The sequence below is a fragment of the Ideonella oryzae genome, from assembly GCF_024055665.1.
Taxonomy (GTDB): Bacteria; Pseudomonadota; Gammaproteobacteria; order Burkholderiales; family Burkholderiaceae_C; genus Ideonella; species Ideonella oryzae.
In genome coordinates this window covers 159,859-183,363 of the sequence record NZ_JAMXMC010000001.1, presented here as the reverse complement: position 1 = coordinate 183,363, position 23,505 = coordinate 159,859, and the positions used below count along the sequence as shown (strand labels likewise).

Annotated in this window: 19 protein-coding genes and 1 riboswitch; of the genes, 9 read left to right on the top strand and 10 right to left on the bottom strand. The window is 68.7% G+C overall.

The genetic code is table 11. The annotated features are described in order from the left end of the window. Positions 1–150 precede the first annotated feature (150 nt). Positions 151–254, bottom strand: a riboswitch (glycine riboswitch). A gap of 192 nt (positions 255–446) precedes the next feature. Then, the gene (locus M0L44_RS00885; RefSeq protein ID WP_252767726.1) at positions 447–1,277 is read left to right on the top strand and encodes an EAL domain-containing protein; all 831 of its coding nucleotides are present in this window, start codon (positions 447–449) and stop codon (positions 1,275–1,277) included. Between the two features lie 15 nt (positions 1,278–1,292). Here the strand turns inward: M0L44_RS00885 and M0L44_RS00880 are convergent, their stop codons facing one another. After that, complete coding sequence (locus M0L44_RS00880) at positions 1,293–1,610, bottom strand: antibiotic biosynthesis monooxygenase family protein (RefSeq protein WP_252767725.1); 318 nt, start codon at positions 1,608–1,610, stop codon at positions 1,293–1,295. A gap of 19 nt (positions 1,611–1,629) precedes the next feature. Further along, on the bottom strand, positions 1,630–2,256 hold the full coding sequence (locus tag M0L44_RS00875; RefSeq protein WP_252767724.1) for an FMN-binding negative transcriptional regulator: 627 nt from the start codon (positions 2,254–2,256) through the stop codon (positions 1,630–1,632). Between the two features lie 101 nt (positions 2,257–2,357). Between M0L44_RS00875 and M0L44_RS00870 the strand changes: the two genes are divergently transcribed. From M0L44_RS00870 to M0L44_RS00855, 4 genes are all read left to right on the top strand, one after another. Next, positions 2,358–2,972: a DUF1345 domain-containing protein gene (locus M0L44_RS00870; protein WP_252767723.1), complete on the top strand. Its 615-nt coding sequence runs from the start codon at positions 2,358–2,360 to the stop codon at positions 2,970–2,972. A gap of 103 nt (positions 2,973–3,075) precedes the next feature. Continuing rightward, positions 3,076–3,480 carry a hypothetical protein gene (locus M0L44_RS00865; protein ID WP_252767722.1) on the top strand — a complete coding sequence of 135 codons (405 nt, stop codon included), beginning with the start codon at positions 3,076–3,078 and terminating at the stop codon, positions 3,478–3,480. A gap of 117 nt (positions 3,481–3,597) precedes the next feature. Further along, positions 3,598–3,966: a VOC family protein gene (locus M0L44_RS00860; RefSeq protein WP_252767721.1), complete on the top strand. Its 369-nt coding sequence runs from the start codon at positions 3,598–3,600 to the stop codon at positions 3,964–3,966. 103 nt (positions 3,967–4,069) lie between these two features. Continuing rightward, positions 4,070–5,515: a DHA2 family efflux MFS transporter permease subunit gene (locus tag M0L44_RS00855; protein WP_252767720.1), complete on the top strand. Its 1,446-nt coding sequence runs from the start codon at positions 4,070–4,072 to the stop codon at positions 5,513–5,515. A gap of 6 nt (positions 5,516–5,521) precedes the next feature. On the opposite strand, the gene M0L44_RS00850 is transcribed toward M0L44_RS00855, so the two are convergent. From M0L44_RS00850 to M0L44_RS00840, 3 genes are read right to left on the bottom strand one after another with little or no spacing between them, the layout of a single operon-like run. After that, positions 5,522–6,967 carry an efflux transporter outer membrane subunit gene (locus tag M0L44_RS00850; protein WP_252767719.1) on the bottom strand — a complete coding sequence of 482 codons (1,446 nt, stop codon included), beginning with the start codon at positions 6,965–6,967 and terminating at the stop codon, positions 5,522–5,524. Next, positions 6,964–10,122, bottom strand: coding sequence for an efflux RND transporter permease subunit (locus M0L44_RS00845; protein WP_252767718.1), 3,159 nt, complete (start codon positions 10,120–10,122; stop codon positions 6,964–6,966). Before M0L44_RS00845 ends, M0L44_RS00850 begins: the two co-directional genes overlap by 4 nt. Positions 10,123–10,134: 12 nt before the next feature. Beyond that, on the bottom strand, positions 10,135–11,337 hold the full coding sequence (locus tag M0L44_RS00840; RefSeq protein WP_252767717.1) for an efflux RND transporter periplasmic adaptor subunit: 1,203 nt from the start codon (positions 11,335–11,337) through the stop codon (positions 10,135–10,137). A 127-nt stretch (positions 11,338–11,464) separates the two neighbouring features. On the opposite strand from M0L44_RS00840, the gene M0L44_RS00835 reads away from it, so the two are divergent. Together M0L44_RS00835 and M0L44_RS00830 are read left to right on the top strand one after the other, a co-directional pair. Next, positions 11,465–12,946, top strand: coding sequence for an ATP-binding protein (locus M0L44_RS00835; RefSeq protein WP_252767716.1), 1,482 nt, complete (start codon positions 11,465–11,467; stop codon positions 12,944–12,946). Then, positions 12,946–13,674 (top strand): response regulator, encoded by a 729-nt coding sequence (locus M0L44_RS00830; RefSeq protein ID WP_252767715.1) that lies wholly within the window; start codon positions 12,946–12,948, stop codon positions 13,672–13,674. The genes M0L44_RS00835 and M0L44_RS00830 overlap by 1 nt, the downstream gene beginning before the upstream one ends. Here M0L44_RS00830 and M0L44_RS00825 read toward each other — a convergent pair. The 5 genes from M0L44_RS00825 to M0L44_RS00805 form a co-directional block, all read right to left on the bottom strand. After that, positions 13,644–16,928 (bottom strand): PAS domain-containing hybrid sensor histidine kinase/response regulator, encoded by a 3,285-nt coding sequence (locus tag M0L44_RS00825; protein ID WP_252767714.1) that lies wholly within the window; start codon positions 16,926–16,928, stop codon positions 13,644–13,646. The two genes, M0L44_RS00830 and M0L44_RS00825, sit on opposite strands and share 31 nt — an antisense overlap. Positions 16,929–17,550: 622 nt before the next feature. Continuing rightward, a complete protein-coding gene (gene infA, locus M0L44_RS00820; protein ID WP_252767713.1) occupies positions 17,551–17,817 on the bottom strand; it encodes a translation initiation factor IF-1 in 267 nt (88 codons plus the stop codon). Between the two features lie 94 nt (positions 17,818–17,911). Further along, positions 17,912–18,775, bottom strand: coding sequence for a tyrosine-type recombinase/integrase (locus M0L44_RS00815; RefSeq protein ID WP_252767712.1), 864 nt, complete (start codon positions 18,773–18,775; stop codon positions 17,912–17,914). 247 nt (positions 18,776–19,022) lie between these two features. Further along, positions 19,023–19,403 carry a rhodanese-like domain-containing protein gene (locus tag M0L44_RS00810; protein ID WP_252767711.1) on the bottom strand — a complete coding sequence of 127 codons (381 nt, stop codon included), beginning with the start codon at positions 19,401–19,403 and terminating at the stop codon, positions 19,023–19,025. A gap of 56 nt (positions 19,404–19,459) precedes the next feature. Then, entirely contained in the window at positions 19,460–21,289 is a 1,830-nt protein-coding gene (locus M0L44_RS00805) for a site-specific integrase (protein ID WP_252767710.1), read from the bottom strand. Positions 21,290–21,722: 433 nt separating this feature from the next. Between M0L44_RS00805 and M0L44_RS00800 the strand changes: the two genes are divergently transcribed. Together M0L44_RS00800 and M0L44_RS00795 are read left to right on the top strand one after the other, a co-directional pair. Next, positions 21,723–22,199 (top strand): MarR family winged helix-turn-helix transcriptional regulator, encoded by a 477-nt coding sequence (locus tag M0L44_RS00800; RefSeq protein ID WP_252767709.1) that lies wholly within the window; start codon positions 21,723–21,725, stop codon positions 22,197–22,199. Positions 22,200–22,202: 3 nt separating this feature from the next. Then, the gene (locus M0L44_RS00795; protein WP_252767708.1) at positions 22,203–23,453 is read left to right on the top strand and encodes an MFS transporter; all 1,251 of its coding nucleotides are present in this window, start codon (positions 22,203–22,205) and stop codon (positions 23,451–23,453) included. The last annotated feature ends 52 nt before the right edge of the window (positions 23,454–23,505 follow it).

Genomic DNA, 23,505 nt, shown 5'->3' with positions numbered 1-23,505 from the left:
CGAGGGGTGGGGACCGCTGCACGACTGTGTGCAGCAGACACCCCCTCTGTTCGGAACCTGAGAGATTCACGCCGCCGGGCCGTGGGCCGGCAACGCTTGCTCCTTCGGTGCAGCCGGCGGACGTGTGCGCCGAACGCTCTTCAGAGTTGCTTCGTGGGACCGGTCCATGAGCCTGAGAGTTTCCGGGGTGGTTGCTCCTTCGGCGCCGCCCCGGGGCCATGCTGGCCAGGGGCGGACTCTCCCGATCCCGCGTCGTCCGGCCAGGGGCCGGTCGATTGCGTTGAGGCGCGATTGTGCGCGATGTGGCGGTGGATGTCGATGCGCGGCGCGGCCCCGAGCGACGAGGATGGCACGGAATGGACGGCTTCATGCGGTGATCGCATCGCGTGGACAAGCGCCAGAATGCCGGATCGCCAGCCGGCAGTGGCAGGTCCCCGGAGCCCGCCATGGCCCAAACATCCCCCACCCCCGACAGTTCCCCCCGGGCCACCTCCGACAGGCGCTCGCCGACCTGCGGTGGCGGCGGGCCCGGCCCCTGCACCATCTGCGGCCAGGGGCAGGACCCGGGCCTCGATTTCGCCTTCGCCTACCAGCCCATCGTGGACGGGGTGTCGGGTCAGGTGTTTGCTCACGAGGCCCTGGTGCGGGGCGTGGCGGGCGAGCCCGCCCCGAGCGTGCTGGACCGGGTGGTCGAAGCCAACCGCTACAGCTTCGACCAGGCCTGCCGGGTGCGCGCGATCGACCTGGCCTGCGACCTCGGCCTGATCGAGCGCGGGAACGAAAAGCTGTCGATCAACTTCCTGCCCCATGCGGTCTACCGGCCGGAGGTCTGCATTCAGACCACGCTGCAGGCGGCCCACCGGCGCGGCCTGGACGTGTCCAGCATCATCTTCGAGGTCACCGAGGGCGAGCGCATCGAGGACGGCCCCTGGTTCGCCGAGATCCTGCGGGAATACCGCCGCCAGGGTTTCCTGACCGCGATCGACGACTTCGGCGCCGGCTATGCCGGCCTGCGTCTGCTGTCCGATTTCCAGCCCGACCTCATCAAGCTCGACATGGACCTGGTGCGCCATGTGGACACGCTGCGCCCGCGGCAGGCCATCGCCCGGGCGGTGATCCGCCTGGCCCAGGATCTGGGCATCCGCCTGGTGGTCGAAGGGGTGGAGACCGTCGGCGAGCGCGACTTCTTTCTGCACGAGGGGGTGACCCTGTTCCAGGGCTACCTGTTCTCGCGGCCGCAGTTCCGCGGCCTGGCCTCGGCACCGCTGCGCGGCTGAGCGGGACGTTCTGCTTCAGCCCGCCAGCGGGTGGGCAATGCCGCCGTCCCCGTGGGAGCGCAGCACCTGCGCCACCACCACGTGGTAGCCCTTGAGCCACCGGGCTTGCCGGGCCTTGGCCTCGCGGTGGACCGGGTGATCCATCAGCTGCTGCAGGGCTTCCAGCGTGTGCCAGTAGTAGACGTTGGAGACCAGCCCGTTGGCCGGGTTCTCCCAGGCTTCCTCGCCCAGATAGCCGGGGATGGCACGGGCCGCTTCGGCAATGGCCTGATCCAGGCGGTGGAACTCGTCGTCGTATTCGCCCGGGGCGAAGGTGAAGGTGGCGGTGTACATCGCGGTGGCTCTTCCGGTGTCAGGGCAGGGCGTCCCGCATGGCCTGGGCCAACGGGGACTGGCCGCGGGCGTCCAGCGCCTGGATGGCGCCCTCGCGGTCCCGCAGTTCATGGTTCTGGCCCAGCTTGCGCTTGCCCACCAGGCGCGTGATGCGCACTTCGATGCCCACGATGCGCTGCAGCTGTTCGGCCAGGTAGTCGGCCGGGGCGTCGCCCATCTTCCAGGGTTGGGGCTCGGCCGCCTCGTGGGTGCGGGTGAGCAGGGCCAGCACGCGGCGCAGGAACTTCTCGTCCTCGTGCACATGCAGCGTGCCGTGGGCATGCACCACCTCGTAGTTCCAGGTGGGCACGCGGCGGTGGGCGTCCTGCTTGCCGGGGTACCAGCTGGGCGAGATGTAGCCCTGCGGACCGTGGAAGACGACCAGCACCGGCGCGCCCTCGGTCAGCGTCTGCCACAGCGGGTTGGCCCGCGCCACATGGGCCAGCAGCGTGCCGGCCTCGCCCGCCTGGGCGTCCAGCAGAAAGGGCAGGTGGTTGGCGTCCAGGCCGTCGGCACCGTGGCTGACCAGGGTGCCCAGCGGATGGGCCTGGATCAGGCGGAGCAGTTCGTCCTGGCGGGGCTCGGCAAAGTGGGTGGGCAGGTACATGGTCAGAAGGGAAGTGGACAGCTGGGCAGGGTATTCTGCAGAACGTGAAGCGTATTCGGTCCCGCGTGTTGCGCCTATTGCGCGCCCATCCCCGTCTGTTCGTGTCCATCGTTGTGGGCGTGCTGGCGGCTGTGTTGCTGCCCCATGCCTGGGTGGGCCGCGGTGTCACCCGCCTGATCGTGGGCTGGAATGTGGGCGTGTGGCTGTACCTGCTGTTGGCGGTCTGGATGATGGCCCGCGCCAGCCTGGCCCAGATCCACCGGCGCGCCCAGCTGCAGGCCGAAGGGGCCAAGACGCTTCTGGCCCTGGTGGGCGTGTCGTCCATCGTGAGCCTGTGGGCCATCGTGGCGGAGCTGTCGGTGGCCAAGAATTTCAGCGGTGCCGACCGGCTCAGCCACATCGGCCTGGCGGTGCTGACCATCGTGGCGTCCTGGCTGTTCACGCAGGTGATGTTTGCGCTGCACTATGCGCACGACTACCACGCTGCCGTGGCCCGCGGTCAGCCCGGCGGGCTGCAGTTCCCCGACACCGAGGCGCCCGACTACCTGGACTTCTTCTACTTCTCCGCGGTCATCGGCACCTCGGGTCAGACGGCCGACGTGAGCTTTGCCAGTGGACCGATGCGCCGCGTGGGCACGCTGCACTGCATGCTGGCCTTCGTTTTCAACACCAGCCTCATCGGCTTGATGATCAACGTGGCGTCCAGCCTGCTCTGAGGCTGCCACGTGGCACCATGACAGGCATGCGCCCCGCCTGCCAATTCCCCCAACACCGCTGCACTGCAGACGGGCCGCGGCTATGAGCACGGGCGGCGTTCCGTTGCCGTTGGCCCTGGCGTCCGGCCTGGACGCGCTGGCAGCCCTTGCCCACCTGGCCTGCATCGTCCTGGGGGCACCGGCCTACCGCGTCATGGGGGCCGGCGAGCGCATGGCCCGCGCGGCGCAGGCGGGCCGGTGGCCACCCACGCTGATCACCCTGGCCATCGCCGCGGGCCTGTTCGTGATGGCTTTCTATGCTGGCGCCGCCGCGGCCCAACGACCCCCACTGCCCTGGCAGCGGATGTTGCTGCTGACATTTGCTGCCGTGCTGCTGATCCGCGCCATGGCCTTCCCCTGGCTCAAGCCGATGTTCCCCGACAACTCGGCCCGGTTCTGGTGGGTGTCGTCGGGCATTTGCATGGTGATGGCACTGGCCCATGGCTGGGGGGCATGGCGCTTGTATTGAGGTTGGGCGTGGCGGCGTCCCTGGCGTCCATCAAGAAACTGGTGGGCGAACGCGGAAGGGATTGACGGCCCTTTGCGGTCTGCATTTCAATGCGGTGCCGCTGCCACAGGGAATCTCATGACCATCCACAGCTTCGAGATCATCTCGGTGCCCGTCACCGATCCACAGCGGGCCAAGGCCTTCTACCGCGACGTGCTGGGCTTTGCCCTGGTGCGCGAGGCGCCGATGGGCCCCGGCATGGTGTGGATCCAGCTGGCGCCTGCCGGGCAGACGGTGACCATCGCCCTGGTGACCTGGTTCGAGCAAATGCGGCCCGGTGGGCTGCAGGGGGTGATGCTCAACACCGACGACCTCGACGCCGATCATGCGCTGCTGCGTGGCCGGGGGCTGGCCATCGGCGAGATCCACCAGGAACCCTGGGGCCGCTACGCGCAGTTCAGCGACCCGGATGGCAACGGCTGGATCCTGCGCGAGCCGCCGCGCTGAGGGCGCAGGCCCGTGCGCTCGCCCTTGGCATTCGGCCCTGCCTGGATCAGGCCGATGCCCGGGTCGGGCTGAAGCGCCGCGCCCAAGCTGAGACACTCGGGGCATGCCCGATGTGAACCCGCGCACCCAGCGCTATCTCCCCTGGATCGTGGCCTCCTCGCTCTTCATGGAGCAGATGGATGCCACCATCGTCAACACCGGCATCCCGGCCATGGCGGCCGACCTGGGCACCACGCCGCTGGCGCTCAAGGCCGTGTCGGCCAGCTACGTGCTGGCACTGGCCATGAGCATTCCGGCCAGTGGCTGGCTGGCCAACCGTTTCGGCACGCGCCGGGTGTTCCTGTCGGCCATCGTGGTGTTCACGCTGGCCTCGCTGGCCTGCGGGCTGGCGCCCAGCGTGGCGGTGCTGGTGGCCTGCCGGGTGCTGCAGGGCATCTCAGCCGCGATGATGATGCCGGTGGGCCGCATGACCCTGGTGCGCAGCTTTCCCAAGAGCCAGTTGCTGCAGGCCATGAACTTCATGGTCATCCCGGCGCTGATGGGCCCGCTGCTGGGTCCGACGGTGGGCGGGCTGATCGTGCACTGGGGCAGCTGGCGCGAGATGTTCTTCGTCAACGTGCCGGTGGGCCTGGCCGCGCTGGCCTTCGGCCTGCGTCACATGCCCGACTACCGGGCCGCCAGCGTCAAGCCCTTCGACCTGCGGGGCATGCTGCTCTTCGGAGGCGGCACCGCGCTGCTGTCCTGGCTGCTGGAGGTGTTCGGCGCCCATGGCCTGGGCAACGGCGAGGCCCTGGCCTGGCTGGCCGCCTCGGCCGCCCTGATGGGTGGCTACGTCTGGCACAGCCGCCACCATGCGGCGCCCCTGCTGAACCTGGCCCTGTTGAAGGTGCGCACCTTCCGGGTCTCGGTGCTGGGGGGCATGTTCACCCGCCTGGGCATCGGCGGCACGCCGCTGCTGCTGCCCCTGCTCTACCAGGTGGGCCTGGGCATGCCGGCCTGGCAGTCGGGCCTCTTGATGATGCCGGCGGCCGGGGCGGCCATGCTGATGAAGGCCCTGGCCCAGCGGGTGCTGGGCCGCTTCGGCTACCGGCGGGTGCTGATGGTCAACACCTGGATCGTAGCCGTGTGCATTGCCGCCTTCTCCCAGGTGGGGCTGAGCACGCCCATCCCGGTCATCGTGGGCCTGGGCCTGGTGATGGGCCTGGCCAATTCGCTGCAGTTCACCAGCCTGAACACCATCGCCTTCGCCGACCTGGGCGAGCGCGACACGGCCGATGGCAGCACCATCGCCAGCACCTTCCAGCAGCTCTCGCTGAGCTTCGGCCTGGCCAGCGGCACGCTGGCGGCGGGCTACTTCCTGGCGCAGGCGCCCAGTGGGGTGGAGGGCGGCGCGCTGCCGGCGCTGCACAAGGCCTTCTTGCTGCTGGCCGCCTTCACCGTCGCGGCCTCCACGATGTTCCGCACCTTGCGGGACCACGATGGCGACAACGTCAGCCGGCCCGGGCAGACCGACGCGGAAGAGGCCTCGGCCAGCTTCCGCCCCAGCTGATCCGGCTCAGGCGCCGCCCAGGGCCTTGAACAGGGTCAGGCGGTTGCTCTGCTCGGCCAGCCGCAGCGCGATCAGGCTCTGCCGTGCGTTCCAGTAGCTGCGCTGGGCCTCCAGCACCGTCAGGGCGCTTTCGGCGCCGAGGGCGCGGCGGGTCTCGGTGAGCTTCAGCGCCTGGGCATAGGCCTGCACCTGCTGGGTCTGGGCGTCCAGCCGCTCGTCCAGCTGGGCCCGCACGGCCAGGGCGTTGGCCACTTCTTGGAAGGCCGTCTGCAGCGTCTTCTCGTAGCTGGCGAGTTGGGCCTGCTGGTTGGCGCGGGCGGTGTCGATGGCCGCCTGCCGGCTGCCCCAGTCGAAGATGGGCAGGCTCAGCGCCGGGGCCACCGTCCAGGTGCCGTTGCCGGCGCTGAACAGGCCGCTCAGGGCGGTGCTGGCGGTGCCGGCCGTGGCGGTGAGCGAGACCGTGGGGAACAGGGCGGCCCGGGCCGCGGCCACGTTGGCGTCGTTGGCCTGCAGGGTGAACTCGGCGGCCATCACATCGGGCCGGCGCAGCAGCACGCTGGAGGGCAGGTCGGCCGGCACGCCCAGCAGGGCGGTGGCCTGGGCGGTCTGGTCCAGTGCATTCGGTCCCGTGGGGGGCAGCAGGTCCGCCGGCGGCTCGGTGCCCAGCAGCAGGCGCAGGGCATTGAGGTCCTGGGCCACCTGGCTGCGGGCGGTGGCGGCATTGAGCCTTGCGGTCTGCGCCGCAGCCTGCACCGCGGCCAGGTCCAGTGCCGAGATGGCGCCCAGGGCTTTTTGCTGCGTGCTGAGTGCCAGGGTCCGTTGCTGGCTGGCCAGCGTGTCTTCATCCAGGGCCAGCGACTGCTGGTCGGCGGCCAGGGTGAGCCAGGCGGTGGCGGTCTCGGCGATGAGCGTGGCCTGCACGCTGCGCGCGGTGGCCTCGCTGGCCAGCAGCTTGGCCTGGGCTGCCTCATCCAGCCGGGCCAGGCGGCCCCAGAGGTCGATCTCCCAGGCGGAGAGGCCCAGGCTGGCGCTGTGCTGCCGGCTCACGCCGCCGTGGCCGCTGCTGCTCAGGTCGTCCGCGCTCTTGCTGGTGGTGGTGCCGGCCGAGGCCTTGAGGGTGGGCAGGCGGTCGGCCGTGGCGCTGCTGACGGCGGCGCGGGCCGCGTCGATGTTGCGCAGTGCCACCCGCAGGTCGCGGTTCTGCGTCAGCGCCAGGGCGATGGTCTGGCGCAGGCGCGTGTCCAGGACGACGGTCTGCCAGTCCGGCGTGGCGTCGGCGCTGGCGGCCTGGGAGGCTGAGCCGGCCACCGCGCTGGCGCCCAGGGTGGCGGGCACCGGGGCCTGCCACTGCGGGTCACCCGGGCCGCTGGGCTGGGTGGTGACACAGCCGGCCAGCAGGGCCACGAGGGCCGCGGCCAGGGCGATGGGCTTGAGGATGGCGCGCGTGGTCATGCCGCGTTCTCCGGAATCGAGGGGGTGGAATGGACCGCCTTGCGGCCCTGGAAGAAGCGGCGCACCACCAGGTAGAACACCGGGATGAAGACCAGGCCCAGCACGGTGGCGGTGACCATGCCGCCCAGCACGCCGGTGCCGATGGCGCGCCGGCTACCCGAGGCCGCGCCGGTGGCGATGGCCAGCGGCAGCACGCCGAAGCCGAAGGCCAGCGAGGTCATGACGATGGGCCGCAGCCGCAGCTTGATGGCCTGCAGCGTGGCCTCCATCAGGTCCATGCCCTCGTCATAGAGCTTCTGCGCGAACTCCACGATCAGGATGGCGTTCTTGGCGGACAGGCCGACGGTGGTCAGCAGGCCGATCTGGAAGTAGACGTCGTTGGACAGGCCGGCCAGCCCAGTGGCCAGCACCGCGCCGATGACGCCCAGCGGCACCACCAGCATGACGGAGAAGGGCACCGACCAGCTCTCGTACAGGGCGGCCAGGCAGAGGAAGACGAACAGGATGGACAGGGCGTAGAGCGCCGGGGCCTGCGAGCCGGAGAGGCGTTCCTGGAAGCTCTGGCCTGCCCATTCGTAGGTGATGCCGGTGGGCAGGGTGGCGGCGATCTTCTCCACCTCGGCCATGGCGGTGCCGGTGCTCACGCCCGTGGCGGGCGAGCCCACGATCTCGAAGGAGGACATGCCGCTGTAGCGCTCCAGCTTGGCCGGGCCGCTGCCCCAGCTGGCGCTGGCGAAGGCGCTGAAGGGCACCATGTCGCCCGCGCTGTTGCGCACGTACCAGTGGTTCAGGTCTTCGGGCTGCATGCGGTAGGCCGCATCACCCTGCATGTAGACCTTCTTGACCCGCGACTTGTTGATGAAGTCGTTGACATAGGTGCCGCCCAGGGCCACCGACAGGGTGTCGTTGACGTTGGCGGTGGACAGGCCCTGCGCGGCGGCCTTGCTGTCGTCCACGCTGATCTGCAGCTGGGCGGTGTCGTCCAGGCCGCTGGGCCGCACCTGGGTCAGCAGCGGGCTCTTGCGGGCTGCGGCCAGGAACTGGTCGCGTGCGGCCAGCAGGGCGTCGTGGCCCAGGCCGCCCAGGTCTTCCAGCTCCACCGTGAAGCCGGCGCTGCTGCCCAGGCCGCGCACCGCGGGTGGCAGCATGAAGAAGATGCGTGCGTCCCGGATGCCGGAGAGGTCCTTGGTGAAGCGTCCGGCCAGCGCGGCGGCGTCCTGGCCTCGGCCCTTGCGCTGCGACCAGTCCTGGAGCCGCACGTACAGGTTGCCGCTGGCCTGGTCGCCGCTCATGCCGATCAGCGAGATGGTGCTGCCCACCTCGGGCTGGGCCTTCAGGTAGTCCTCCACCTGTCCCAGCGCGGCGCGGGTGCGCTCGGCCGAGGCCCCGGCGGGCAGCTGCACCATGGCCATCAGCAGGCCCTGGTCTTCGTCCGGCAGGAAGGAGGTGGGCAGGCGCACGAAGCTCACGCCCAGCGCGGCCACGATCAGGCCGTAGATCACCATCATGCGGCCGGTGCGGCCCAGCGTGCGGCGCATGAAGTCCTGGTAGCGCTGGGTGAAGCGCTGGAAGCCGCGGTTGAAGGCGGCGAAGAAGCGGCCCACCGGCCCGTGGCGGGGGCCGGTCTTGGCTTCCTCGTCCAGGCCGGCCGCGGCGTGGTGGCGCAGCAGCGAGGCGCACAGGGCGGGCGTCAGGCTTAGGGCCATCAGCACGCTCAGCACCATGGACGAGACGATGGTGATCGAGAACTGGCGGTAAATCACGCCGGTGGAGCCACCGAAGAAGGCCATGGGGATGAACACGGCCGACAGCACCAGGGAGATGCCGATCAGCGCGCCGGTGATTTCACCCATGCTCTTGCGGGTGGCGTCCCGGGGTGACAGGCCTTCCTCGCGCATCAGCCGTTCCACGTTCTCCACCACCACGATGGCGTCGTCCACCAGCAGGCCGATGGCCAGCACCATGCCGAAGAGGGTGAGCGTGTTGATCGAGTAGCCGAAGGCGGCCAGCACGCCGAAGGTGCCCAGCAGCACCACCGGCACGGCGATGGCCGGGATCAGGGTGGCGCGCAGGTTCTGCATGAACAGCACCATCACGATCACCACCAGCACCATCGCCTCAGCCAGGGTCTTGACCACCTCTTCCACCGAGATGGTGACGAAGGGCGTGGTGTCGTAGCCGATGCTGTAGTGGATCTGGTTGGGGAAGAAGGGCGCCAGCTCGGCCAGCTTGGCCTTGACCGCCTTGGCCACGCCCAGGGCGTTGGCGCCCGAGGCCAGCTTGATGCCCACGCCGGCGGCCGGGCGGCCGTTGTAGCGGGTCTGGAAGGTGTAGCTGTCGCTGCCCAGCTCCACGCGGGCCACGTCGCCCAGGTGCACCAGCGCGCCGTCGGTGGCCGACTTGACCACCACGTTCTGGAACTGCTCGACCGTGCGCAGCTTGCTGCGGGCCGAGACCACGGCGTTGATCTGCTGGCCGGGCACGGCCGGCAGGGCGCCCAGCTGGCCGGCAGAGACCTGGGTGTTCTGTGATTCCAACGCGCTGGTGATGTCCGAGGGCATCAGCGCGTACTTCTGCATCTTGGCCGGGTCCAGCCAGATGCGCATGGCGTAGCCCGAGCCCAGCGTGGTCACGTCGCCCACGCCGTCGATGCGGCTGAGCGTGTCCACCAGGCTGGTGGAGACGTAGTCGCCCAGGTCGGAGGCGGTGACCGCGGGGTCGTCGGAGACGAAGTTGGCGATCAGCAGGAAGTCGGTGCCGGACTTGGTGACCGTCACGCCCTGGCTCTGCACCACCTGGGGCAGGCGGGTGAGGGCTTGCTGGACCTTGTTCTGCACCTGCATCTGCGCCACGTCGGGGTTGGTGCCCGCGATGAAGCTCAGCGTGACGCTGGCGCCGCCGGTGGAGCTGGAGGTGGACTGCATGCTCTGCAACCCGTCCAGGCCCTTCATGTTCTGTTCGATCACCTGGGTGACCGAGTCCTCCACCGTCTGCGCGTTGGCGCCGGTGTAGGTGGCGTTGACCGACACGCGCACCGGGGCGATGTCGGGGTACTGTTCCAGCGGCAGATCCAGAATGGACAGCGCGCCGGCCAGCATGATCAGGATGGCAAGGACCCAGGCAAAGATGGGCCGGTCGATGAAGAACTTGGCCATGGCCGCTCCCGCTCAGCGGCTGGCCGCCGAGGCCGCCGACGCTGCGGAGGCCGCCACCGGCGCCGAGGCGCCCAGGGCGGCGGGCACCGCGTGCACCACCTGGCTCGGCCGCACCTTGGCCACGCCTTCGACGATGACGCGGTCCCCGGCCTGCAGGCCCTGGGTGACGCGCCACTGGTTGCCGATGGCCTGGGCCACCGTGACCGGGCGCTGCTCGACCTTGCCGTCGGCGCCCACCACCAGGGCGCTGGCCGCGCCGGAGGCATTGCGCTGCACGCCGGCCTGCGGCACCAGCAGGGCGGCCGGGTCGACCGCCTGGGTCAGCACCGCGCGCACATACATGCCGGGCAGCAGCACATGCTCGGGGTTGGGCACGGTGGCCCGCAGCGTCACCGCGCCGGTGCTGGTGTTGACCGCCACGCCGTTGACCTTGAGCGTGCCCTCGTGGGCGTAGGTGCTGCCGTCTTCCAGCACCAGCTGGATGCGGGCGCTGCCGTCCTTCAGGCCGCCCTGGCCGAGCTGCTGGCGCAGCTTGAGCAGGTCCACGCTGCTCTGCGGGATGTCGACGTTGATCGGATCCAGCCGCTGCACGGTGGTCAGGGCCGTGGTCTGGCTGGCGGTCACCAGGGCGCCTTCGGTGACGCTGGAGGTGTCCACCCGGCCGGCGATGGGCGAGGTGATGCGGGTGCGGGCCAGGTCGATGCGGGCGCTGGTCAGCGTCGCCTGGGCCGAGAGCAGGGCCGCCTCGTCTTCCTTCAGTGCGGCCTGGGCATCTTCCAGTGCCTGCTGGCTGCTCGCATCGGCGGCCCGCAGCGCCTGCTGGCGTTGGGCGCTCAGGCGGGCGGCGGCCAGCGTGGCCTGGGCCTTGGCCACGGCGGCCTCGGCGCTGCGCACCGCGGCGTCATAGGAGGCCGCGTCCAGCTGGTAGAGCGGCTGTCCGGCCTGGACTTCGCTGCCCTCGGTGAACAGGCGCTTCTGGACGATGCCGCTCACCTGGGGGCGGATCTCGGCCGACTGCAGGGCCACGGTGCGCCCGGGCAGCTCGCTTTTGAGGGGCAGCGATTGGGCACTGACAGTGAACACACCCACATCGGTGGCCGGAGCCGTGGGGGCCTCGGCGGACTTGGAGGAGCAGGCAGACAGCCCGAGGCCCAGGCACAGCAGGGCGGCAGCGGCGGCGAACGCCAGGGGTGTGCGTTGGAGGCGGTGATCCATCACGGCGGCAGACAACTTGGATGAGGATGGACCGATGCTGACCCCCGAATGTGCAGAAAAAACGAGGAACCAGCAGGCCGGCTCGGATGGGCTTGCCGGACGGGCCCGGCTTTGGCCCAATCCGGGCATGCGTTTTCTGCATTCCTGGCGGCGCCGTGTGCCGCGCACCAGCCTGTCGGTGCGGATCTTTCTGGCGGTGTTCGGCACCGGCATCCTGGTGTCGGCCCTGGTGGGCATGGCCACGCACTGGAATTTCAGCCGCGAATTCCTGGGCTACCTGAACGACGTGGCGGCTGAGCGCATGGCCTATGTGGGGCCGCGGCTGGAGCGGGCCTATGCCGAGCATGGCAGCTGGGACTTTCTGCGCGAGGAGCCGCGGCGCTGGTTCCACCTGCTGCGGCCGGTGGCCGGTGAGGAACTGCCCGCCGATGTGGACCCGCTGCAGGGCGTGCCGCCCACCTCGGACCTGACGGGCGCCTCGGTGCGCCTGGGCGTGGTGGACAGCCAGAACCAGTGGGTGGCGGGCTTTCGCTACCAGGTGCCGGGCATGCAGCGCCTGCCGGTGCAGGTGAACGGGCGCACGGTGGGCTGGCTGGTGCTGGCGCCCTTCCAGAGCGTGACCGAGGGCGGTGCTGTGCGCTTCGGGCGGCGGCAGGCCCAGGCCAGTTTGCTGATCGCCGGGGTGGCCGGCGTGCTGGCGGCGCTGATCGCCTGGTGGGTGTCGCGCCGGCTGCTGGCGCCAGTGCGTCGCGTGGCCGCGGCCACCCACCGTCTGGCCGCGGGGGCCTATGACACACGGGTCGAGGTGGACAGCCCCGACGAGGTGGGGCAGCTGGCGCAGGACTTCAATGCCCTGGCCAACACCCTGGCCCGGCACGAGGCGCTGCGGCGCGACTTCCTGGCCGATGTCTCGCACGAACTGCGCACGCCACTGGCCGTGCTCTCGGGCGAGGTGGATGCACTGGTCGACGGCATCCGTCCGGTGACGCCGCAGGCCCTGGCCTCGCTGCGCGGCGAGGTGGAGCGCCTGGGCGAGTTGGTGAACGACCTCAATGAACTGGCGCTGTCCGATGCCGGCGCGCTGAGCTACCGCATGGCCCCGGTGGCCCTGGCCGACTTCCTGGAACGCCGGGTGGCCGAACACCACTGGCACTTCGAGCAGCACGGGCTGGACCTGCGCCTGCTGCCCCTGCCGGCCGGTGCCGAGGCCTGGCGGGTGCAGGGCGACGAGGGACGGCTGCAGCAGCTGCTGGACAACCTGCTGGCCAACAGCTACCGCTATACCGATGCGCCGGGTCGGGTAGAGGTCTCGCTGGAGGCGCGCTCCGATGTGCTGTGGGTGGAGATCCACGATTCCCCCCCGGGCGTGCCCGAGGAAGCACTGTCTCGCCTGTTCGAGCGCCTGTTCCGGGTGGAGGGCTCGCGCAGCCGCGGCACCGGTGGCGCCGGCCTGGGCCTGTCCATCTGCCGCAACATCGCGCTGGCGCATGGCGGGCAGATCGAGGCCTTGCCTTCGCCCCTGGGCGGCGTGTGCGTGCGCCTGAGTCTGCCGCGCCTGCCGCATCCGCCGCACCCGCCGCGCGTGGCCTCCACGAGCGAGGTGCCCTGATGGAAGAGGTCGCATCCGTCGCTGCCCCTGGCACGGTCCTGATCGTTGAGGACGAGCCGAAGCTGGCGGCCGTGTTGCAGGACTATCTGCGGGCCGCGGGCTTCGGCACCGAGATCGTGGCCGATGGCCGCCTGGTGCTGGACGCCATCCGCCAGCGGCCGCCGGTGCTGGTCCTGCTGGACCTGATGCTGCCTGGCCGGGACGGGGTGAGCCTGTGCCGTGAGCTGCGCGGCTTCAGCCGCGTGCCGGTGATCATGGTGACCGCCCGGGTGGAGGAGGTGGAGCGCCTGATCGGACTGGAGGCGGGGGCCGACGACTATGTCTGCAAGCCCTATCGCCCCAGGGAAGTGGTGGCCCGTGTGCAGGCCCAGCTGCGCAGACAGGCCTGGGACCAGGCCCGGCAGGGCCCTTCTGCGGCGGAGGCCGGGCCGGGTGGCCTGCTCATCGACGACGAGGCGCTGCGCGCCCACTGGCAGGGTGCGGCGCTGGACCTGACGCCGGCCGAGTTCCGCTTGCTGCGGCACCTGGCGCGCTCCGCTGGGCGGGTGTTTTCGCGCGATCAACTGCTGGACGTGCTGCACGAAGATGGCCGTGCGGTGACGGACCGCGCCGTGGACAGCCACATCCGCAACCTGCGGCGCAAGCTGGAGGCCGCCCTGCCGGGCAGTGACCCCATCCGCTCGGTCTATGGGGTGGGCTACGCCTGGGAGGGCTGGGTGGAGGCCTGAGCCCGATCGAGCCAACGCAGCAGCGTGGCGTGCAACACCCGAGGCTCCACCGGTTTGACGACGTGGTCGTTCATGCCGGCGGCCAGACAGGCGGCCCGGTCCTCGGCAAAGGCGCTGGCCGTCATCGCGATGATGGGAGTGCGGACATGGCCTGAGAGCGCACGGATGCGGCGCGTGGCCTGCAGGCCATCCATCTCCGGCATCTGCATGTCCATCAGGATCAGGTCATAGGGTCGCTCGGCCGCGGCCTGCACGGCCAGGGCGCCGTCGGTCGCGGTGTCCACCCGCAGGCCGGCATGGCGCAGCAGTTCGGTGGCCACCTCCAGGTTCACCGGGTTGTCTTCCACCAGCAGGATGCTGGCGCCGGCGCAGTACTCCCGGAGGGCCTCTTCGTTGGCTTGCGTGCCGGGGTCGGGTGCAATCTCCTCCAGCGTGACGCCCTGCGCGGAGGCCAGGCTCACCAGGTGATCGAGCAGGGCCGATGCCGTGACGGGCTTGAGCAGCACCGCGGCGCAGCCGGCGTCGCGGGCCTGGTTCCAGAGGCTGGGGTCGTCGCTGGCCGTCACCAGCAGGGTGGGGGGCACATGGTTGGGGGCCCGCTGGTGCATGTGCCGCAGGGCCTCGAGGCCGTCGATGCCGGGCATCAGCGCGTCCAGCACCAGGAAGTCGTAAGGCCGGCCGTCGTCCAGGGCCGCATGCCAGCGTGCGACGGCGTCGCCCCCGTCCAGGGCCTCCTGCACGTCCAGGCCCATCTGGCGCAGCATGTCACCCAGGGCCTGGCGCGCCTCGGGCAGGTCGTCGGCCATCAGCACCCGGCGGCCAGACAGCAGTGCGGCCCGGGCCCGCTCTGCGGGGGCAGCGGACATCTGCAGGCGGGCGGTGAACCAGAAGCGGCTGCCCTGGCCGGGGTGGCTGTCGACTCCGACCGTGCCGCCCATCAGCTCGGCCAGTCGCTTGGTGATGGCCAGGCCCAGCCCGGTGCCGCCATGGCGTCGGGTGCTGGAGTTGTCGATCTGCTCGAAGGCCTGGAAGAGCTGCCCCTGTTGGTCCGCGGCGATGCCGGGGCCGGTGTCCTGCACTTCGAACAGGACCTGGAGCCACCCACCGCCTTCTCCCACCAGCGTGCAGCGCAGGGTGATGACGCCATGTTCGGTGAACTTGGCGGCGTTGTTGAGCAGGTTGAGCATGGCCTGTGACAGGCGCGTGGCGTCCCCACGCAACCGCGGCGGCATGTGGTCGGTGTCGATGACCAGCTCAATGCCCTTGGCGCGGACCTTGTCCGCCACCAGCGTGGTGATGCGGGAGAGCAGGGCGTCGAGCGCGAAGTCGGTGATGTCCAGCGTCATCTTGCCTGCCTCGATCTTCGAGAGGTCCAGGATGTCGCTGATCACGCCCAGCAGGTGCTGGGCGGCGCCCTCCACCTTGCCCAGGCGCTCCCGCTGTTCCGGCACCGCCACCTCACGCTGCAGCAGGTGGGTCAGCCCGATGATGGCGTTCATCGGCGTGCGGATTTCGTGGCTCATGTTGGCCAGGAAGGCACTCTTGGCCCGGCTGGCGGCTTCGGCATGGTCACGCGCCTGCATCAGCTGCAGGTTGAGCTGCTGCAGCGCCACCTCGGCCTGCTTGCGGGCGGTGATGTCGTGGAAGCCGACGAACACGCCGCGCACCTGGCCGCCCTGGAGGTCGGGCTGGTAGGTACACCAGAAGATCTTGTCACCCTGGGCCGACCGGCTCTCCTGCTCGAACTCGCACGTTTGTCCCTGCAGAGCGGCCTGCGCGTGGTGGTGGGCCATCAGGTAGCTGGCATGCACGGCGGTGTGTTGGATGGCGGTCCCCACCAGCTGGTCCGGCGTGCTCCCGAAGGTCTGGGCATAGGCCTTGTTGGCAAAGCGGCAGACGAGGTCGGTGTCCCAGTAGCTCATTGCGCCGGGCATGTTGTCGGCCACGTCCTGGCTGAACTGCAGCGTGCGCAGCTGCTGTTCGGTGGCGCGCTGGAGCGCCTCGGTGCGTTCGACCACCAACTGCTCGAGATGGTGGCGGTGGCGTTCGAGTTCAGCCTGGATGCGCTTGCGCTCGGTGATGTCCCGGCAGTCGCACAGCACCAGGTGCCGATCGCCCAGCGTGATGTGGCTGGAGCTGATTTCCACGTCCACCCGGGTGCCGTCGGCCCGCAGGAAGCGCGTTTCGAGAAGCCGCTTGCCGAGGGTCTGGTCGCGCAGCTTGTTCAGCAGTTCCTCGCGGGACCACTGGGCATCCCAGTCCCAGGCCTGCAGGCGGGCGGTTTCCTCTGGATTGCGGCCCAGCAGTTCGGCAAAGCTGGGATTGGCGACGACGACCCGCCCCTCGTCGTCCAGCACCACGATGCCATCGTGGGCGTTGGTGAGCAGGGCCTGCCGCAGCGCGGACTCCTCGCGTGCCTCTCTCTGCAGCTGCCTGGCCTCACTGACATCGCGCAGCACGCCAAAGAGGCCGATCAGCTGTCCCTGGGCATTGCGCAGGGGCCCCTTGGTGACCAGCAGCTGACGGCCATCGGCCTCACCTCGGTCGTAATGGACGGCTTGTTGGGTGAGGAGGACTTCCTTGTCCTCCTGGGCGCGCTGCTGGGCAATGTCCGGCGGGAACAACTCCGCGTCGGTATGGCCCAGCACGTCTGTGGGGCGGGGTCCGGGGGCATGGGGGTCGCGGGGCTCCCAGAGGAAGTAGCGCCCCTGCAGATCCTTGGCGAAGATGAGGTCGGCGGCCGCCTGGGCGATGGCGGCCAACAGGCCCAGTTCCTGGAGTTCGCGCTCGCGGGTGCGCTCGCTGCGGGCGGCCGTCTGCAGCTGGAACTGTTGGCGCAGCGTGCGCCGGCCCAGCGCCATCACCGCATAGAGCGATGCCGACAACAGCAATGTGCCCAAGGCCAGGGGCCAGCTGGCCTGCCACAGCGCACCGGGCGCCGGGTCCACGGTGAGCCACCAGTCGGTGCCCCGCAATGGGCTGCGTGCGCCCAGATCGCCTTCCGGCAATGCCTGGGCAGCCACCGCAGGGCCGGGACTGGCGCCCAGCGTGACGTTCAGCCAGCCGGGGGGCTCCGTCTGCCACCAGATGCGAAGAATCTGGTCCTGCCGGGCCTGGATCCGTTCCTGCAGCAGATCGGATATGCGGCGCTGAAAAGGCACATGCAACACCGCATAGGTCTGTGGCGGATCCCCCGACTTGGCCAGGGGAACCACAATGTCCAGCCCCTGCGCATCCAGGGAAGGAGAGCCCATGCGAGGCGACTCATCCCGAGCCCCTGCAGTGGCTTGTGCTCGTGTCGCGGGCCGGCCCAGCAATGGCACCGGCGCCATTGGCGGTGCCATTGCCAATGGCGCGCCACTGTCGTCGACCAAGGTGACCCGATCTGCGCCGTCGGGGCGCACAAAGGTCTGAATACGGCTGACCAGGAGTTCATGGGCCGGCTGCGAGCCTTCCCTGACCTTCTGGCTGAGTTCAGCCATGTAGGCGCTGCTCTGAAGGAAGCGGAGTTCTGCGCTGCGCTCCTGGACCCAGCTGCTCAGGATCTGGGCATCCAGGCGGGACTCTGAGGCCAGCGACTCCGCCAGCCGCTGCCTCTGCCACTGCGCCCCCTGCTGAAGCGCCAGCGCCGTCAGCAAGCCCCACAGGAGGCTGAGAGCCAGAAAAGGCCGTCTTTCCAGCCAGCGCGGCAGGCCTTTGGGGGAAGGGGAGGCGGAGGGATGCGGAGAACGCACGGCGGAGGCATTTCAGCAAATGCCCCGTGAGGGTCACGGACAGGCAATGGAAGCCACGCTAGCACAGCCTCTGGATCTTGTTCTGTGCACGAACACCGGGTGTTCTGATCAAAAGCCACACGCCGTGTGGTCTGCACAGTTCTCAGTTGCGACGGCGCGGCGCGTTGCCGCCGGAGGACTGGGCGCTGCGATCAAGGTGTCGGAAGGTGATGCGGCCCTTGCCCAGGTCATAAGGCGAGAGCTCCAGGGACACGGCGTCCCCCGCCAGGATGCGGATGTGGTTCTTCTTCATCTTGCCAGCGGTGTAGGCCACCAGCTCGTGACCGTTTTCCAGCGTCACGCGGAAACGGGAGTCCGGCAAGACTTCGTTGACGATGCCGCGCATCTCGATCAGTTCTTCCTTGGCCATGTTTCTCTCCAGATGATCAGCAGGGCGCTTTTGGCATGACGCCGCACAGGACGAAAACGAACCTGAGATTGCTGGTGTGGTCAAGCTTTTTATTTTATGAGGTTTCCTGCAGCCATGCAGCCTCTTCCACCATCTCTTGTCGGATGCGCTGATAGCGCTCCAGCACATCCGGCTCTGTCACTCCCAGCCACTGCCCGATCTGGGGTGGGGGAACTCGGCGGTGCAGAGCGTGAAGCGCGAAGCTGTGACGCAGGCTGTAAGCACTCCAGCGCTGTGCGTCGAGGCCCGCCTGTGCCAGAACAGACTTGACACCCTCGTGGTGAGATACCTTTCCCCATGGCTTGCCGGACGATCGGGTGGAGGGTAGCCACTGATCGCCCGGGATCCCCAATGTTGCACGCAGATCGCGCCATTGATGCAGCGAACGGCCGGCCCAGGCGGGGAGCGGGACGTGCCGGGCCGGCTGCGCGCCGACACCGGCGAGATGCACCGCTAAGGGCGTGATCAGAGGCAAGTCCTTGGTCCGGAGGGCGCGAACTTCAGCGGGTGTCAGACCGGCCCCCAGGTGCAGCGCGACGGCCGCCCGATTTCTCGTGTCCTGCCACGGTTCACCGGGCGCCGTCGGTCGGGCGACATGTCGGGCCAGCAAGGCTGCATCGTGCGCGCTCAAGGCATCGGGGAGCTCGTCAAATCGGCTGGCATTGGCGTAGCGGATGTCAGGACGTTGTTCCAGCAGTTGGGTGACGGCCTGAGAGGCAGGCAGTCCCAGTTCCTGGTGGTAGATCAGCAGGACCCGCTCCACCAACCGGGTGATGCGCCAGGCGTGGCGACGGGTCAGGCCATGCGAGGCCTCGCGTTCGGCCAGAAAGGCGGCCAGGTCGCCGGCATGGAGCTCATGGGGCGCGAGCAGGCGCGCGCAGGCCCACTGCGCGAGCGCACGCCAGACGGAGGCGTACACCTCCTCGGAGGTGGCCTTGCGCAGGAGCGCGCGGGCACGGGCCCGCTGCTGCCACAAGCCCCAGGCCAGGTCGAAGCCAGCAGCGGGAGAAGATGGAGTTTGTAGGCGCCTCATAAATGAACTAACGGCGATGGCGACAGCCAATACCTGCGATGCAGGTTGCCTGGAAAAGCGAACTTGCCGTTAGTTCATTTTAAGGGCTCTGAATACCTAAGTCACCGGAGCCCGGTCGCCCCGGTCGCAAACTTCAGTCGAACGTGGGTTGCTCAGGCCGGGCCACCGGATAGCCGGCAGACTGCCAGCCGTCAAAGCCACCCGCCAGCGAAGCCACATGAAGATAACCCATGTCCTTCATGGAAGCCCCTGCGAGTGCAGCGCGCCCGCCGCTCTTGCAATAGACGACCACCTTCAAGTCGCGCGGTGTCATGGCCGATGTGGCACTGAGCTTGAATTCCAGCAGACCCCGCGGCACGGACACTGCCCCGGGCAAGTGGCCGGCCGCATATTCCTCGGGCTCACGCACATCCAGCACCAGGTCCGCCTCGCGAACCGCCTGCTCCGCCCGGTCCAGGGCCACCTCCTCAATGCGTTGCTTGGCCGCGGTCACCAGATCGTGCGCTGATTTCATGCTCTGTTCCAGGAAGGTTGAAGATACCCCCCATCGTACATGGACACGCGATCGGCTCAGGTCTTGTTCGTCTGGTCAAGCTGCCGCGCTTCATCGCCAAAGGCCCTGTCCATCTCCTGCTGCAGTCGCTCCAGCTGGGCATGGGCATACCGCATGGTCGTGCGAGGATCGGCATGCCCCAGTTGACGCTGCACCACCTCCAGCGGCGCGCGTCGCTCAAGCGCCCGGGTGCCGAAGGTGTGCCGCAACCAATGCGGCGAAGCCCGCATGGCCACGTCCTTCTCGGCCGACGTCAGCTCGCTGCCCCGGATCGCATCGCGCACCCATCGCTTCATCGTCTGGTAGAGCGCCTGATAGCCGATCGCCTGCTGGGGCTCGCTCAGACGAGCGAGCAGCGGGGTGTCGGGCGGCTGCTGGCCCAACGGCCCCAGCCCTCGGGCCAGCAGATAGTCCTGCAAGGCATCGCGGGCCTGGCCGGGAACAGCCACCAGACGGTTGCGCGCCCCCTTGCCGTGCACCTGCAGCACCCACCGTCCTCGGTGCTGACGGAGTGCGCCCATCGTCGCGCCCACCAGTTCGGCGGCACGCAGGCCCGTGGCCTCGACAAAGGTCAGGATGAAAAGCATGCGCGCGCGCGAGGCGTCGGGAGTCTCTGCTTGCAAATGTCCGAGCAGCGCCGCCCAGGCTTCCGGGGTGAAAGCACGGCTGTCCAGCAAGGATTGGTGGGCATCGTCGCCAGTGCGGCGGTTGATCAGCATCCACGGATTGCGGGAAGGCAGGTAGCCCACGTTCACCATCCATCCAAAGAAGCTGCCCAGCACGACCACGGCCTGGCGCCGGCTGGCCAGGCTGAGTGGCCCTCGGAAGGGCGCCCAACCTTCACCCAACACGGTGCTGTGCCGACGTGAGATCCATGCCGGCGGCAAATGCTCCAGAAAACTCATGTAGTCCAGGCAGTCTTCCACCTGCACGTCAGCAAAGCCTTTGGCTCGCTCATGACGGAGCCACAGCAACAGGCGCAGAGCCTCGCGCCGATAGCTCTTCGCCGTGGGCGCCGTTCCGGCACGGGCCGCCACCCAAGCCTCGATGACCTCGGCATCGGATCGCGCCCCCGTCAGCACGGCCGTGCCGGGAGCACCACGCGTGACGGGCCGTCCCGAAAACAGGTCGTCCGAGACCAAGGCGCCCGCGCGGGCCTGCGGCGCGATGTCCTCGATCCCCGAATTTTCAAATGGACGGGGCAGGGGATTGGCCAGGTCGGGCAGCAGCAACTGCAGATACTGCGCCAGACGGTCGGCCTTGATCTTTCCGATGGCCGGCAGCCCCCGCCACCAATGGCCTCCGCCCTGAATTCGCTGTTGAAGGTCCCGCAGCAGCAGCATACCGGCCTGGGTCAGACGCTGCGCCGTGACAGGATCGAACCATCCGTCCAGCCGATCCTCGGGCGAGGGCCTTTCGGCGGCCACGGCCTGGAGTTCTTTCAGCAGGGCCAATTGCCGGTCGCGCAGCCGTCGTCGCCGCTCCGCCCGGGCGTCTGCCGGGAAGGCCTCTTCGTAAAGTTGCGCGACCTCGGATTCGGTCCACCCGTCGAGCTCCCGCTCGGCGATGAAGTCTTCCAGAGAGGGCCGGATGTCGCCCGACCCAACCCGGATAGTCAGCCCGACGAGCCGCCAGGCCGAAAGGCCTCGTCGGCGAGCCAGCCCGCGCAGCCGGTCCACCACCTGACGGTGAGCGGTGACGGCCTGGTGACCGTGATCGATGCCCAGGTAGCGAAGCGCCGATTCTTGAACGGGCAGCCCCTCGGCCACCGCACGCAGATGGGCGAAATGGTGCTGACCGATGCGCGGCCAGACCGTGTGGCTCGACTGGGGCAAAGAGGGATTCATGTGGGTGAAGGCACGGGCGCTGCCGACCGCTTCAACCAGGAGCGCGGCCGGCCGCGCCAACGATTTTCACCTCTGAGGACAACCAAATGATGGCCTTTTGAGCGCATTTCAAGCTCGGATTGGTACACGCGCAGCGCTCCCGTCCACGAGATCGACGTTACCGAGTGATCAGAGGTGGACGTGGAGGCCTTGCCACCCTGAACCGCCCCGAGATTCGCGGAGGCCATGTGGTTTAGGTCAGATCATCACGGCAGCGGCCTGATTGGCGAGTTGCCGGCCGGTAGTAGTTTGCCTCGGCCTCAGCAGGCGGGATGTAGCCGATGGGCTCGAGCAGGCGATGGTAGTTAATCATGAAGCCACTTGGGCGCCATCCGCGTTGCTCAGGAATTGCCGTGCCGTCAAAACAAGTGCATATGCACCTACAATCCCACCCATGACCTCTGTCGATGCCACCGATGTTGCAAACCGAGTATCGAACTGCACCTGTGCGCGACTGCGTCGCCTGACGCGGCGCATGACCGCGCTCTACGACCGCGAACTCGCACAGACCGGCCTGCGGCTGACGCAGTATTCGCTGCTGGCCACGCTGCGACGGGAAGGAAGGGATCACGGCGTCGCGGTTTCCGACCTGGCTTCTGCCATGGACATGGACCGAACGACGCTGACACGCAACCTGCGCCCTCTGGTCGACCAGGGTCTGATAGACCTGCACAGCGACCCAGCAGATGCAAGAGTTCGCCGGGCCCAGATCACCGCAAAGGGCAATGCTGTGTTCGTGGACGCCCAGCCGTACTGGCGCGTCGCCCAGGACTTCGTCAATCGCACGCTGGGCGAAGACAACGTCGGCGCCTTCCATGACTGGCTGGATCGCGTGACGCCTGCGTTCCGTGCCGAACACCCAGAGGAGTAAACCATGGCATCCACGCGCAGTTCATGGGTCTTCGTTGTCGTTGCCGCCTCGATTTTGATGATCACGATGGGCACACGGCAATCGATGGGGTTGTTCGTGTCGCCGCTGAACACCCACACCGGGCTGGGCATCGCCACCATCAGCTTCGCCATGGCCATCGGCCAGTTCGTCTGGGGTGCGGTGCAGCCGGTGTTCGGCGCCGTGGCCGACCGTTGGGGCCCGGGCCGTGTCATCGTTCTGGGCGCATTGTTGCTTGCAGCAGGCTTTGCGTGGACCACTCAGGTCACCAGCGAGTGGGCGTTGATCGTCACCCTCGGCCTGATGAGCGCCGCCGGCGCAGGCGCGGGCAGCTTCTCGATCCTCATCGGCGCCACCGCGCAACACATTCCTCCAGAGCGCCGTTCGTTTGCAGGAGGTGCAATCAACGCCGGTGGAAGCCTGGGTCAGTTCATCTTCGCGCCGCTGAACCAGGCCGTGCTGTCGACCTTCGGATGGATGCAGGCGATGTGGATGATGGCCGTGATGGCTCTGACCACCGCGCCGATGGCCTGGTGGCTCCGTGGCGAGCCGAAGCCGCCGGTCACGGGTAGCGGAGCCGCCGCGACGTTGACCCTGCGAGAGCAGTTGAAGATCGCTGCACGGGATCGCAGCTACTGGTGCCTACATGCCGGCTTCTTCACCTGCGGCTTTCATATCGCTTTCCTGGTCACGCACATGCCGGGCGAGGTCAGCCTCTGCGGGCTGAATGCCAGCGTGGCGGCAACGTCGCTGGCCATTATCGGCCTTGCCAACGTCGGCGGCAGCCTGGCCGCTGGAGCACTGGGCAACCGTGTACGCATGAAGTACCTCCTGTTCTGGATGTACGCCTCGCGCGCCGTGGCCATCCTCGTCTATTTGGCCGCGCCCAAGGAGCCATGGACTTTCTACCTGTTCGCGGCGGTGTTGGGCGCCACTTGGCTCGCCACCGTGCCGCCAACGGCCGGCCTCACCGCCAAACTGTTCGGCACACGCTACCTCGCGACCCTGTTCGGGTTGACGCTGTTCAGCCACCAGATTGGTGGCTTCTTCGGTGCCTGGCTGGGGGGCCTCGCGGTGGTCCACACCGGGAACTATTTGTGGATGTGGTGGGCCGATGTCGTTCTCGCACTGGGTGCGGCGCTGGTCAACCTGCCGATTCGCGAGGCCCGTTTGCCATCGCGAACAGCTTCCCACCTTGATGATCACGGCACCATGGGGCCGACTGGCTCACGATGACTGGCCTTCGCACCGGTTCGGTGTGGCTCGCGTGCAAAGAACGTTCATTGCA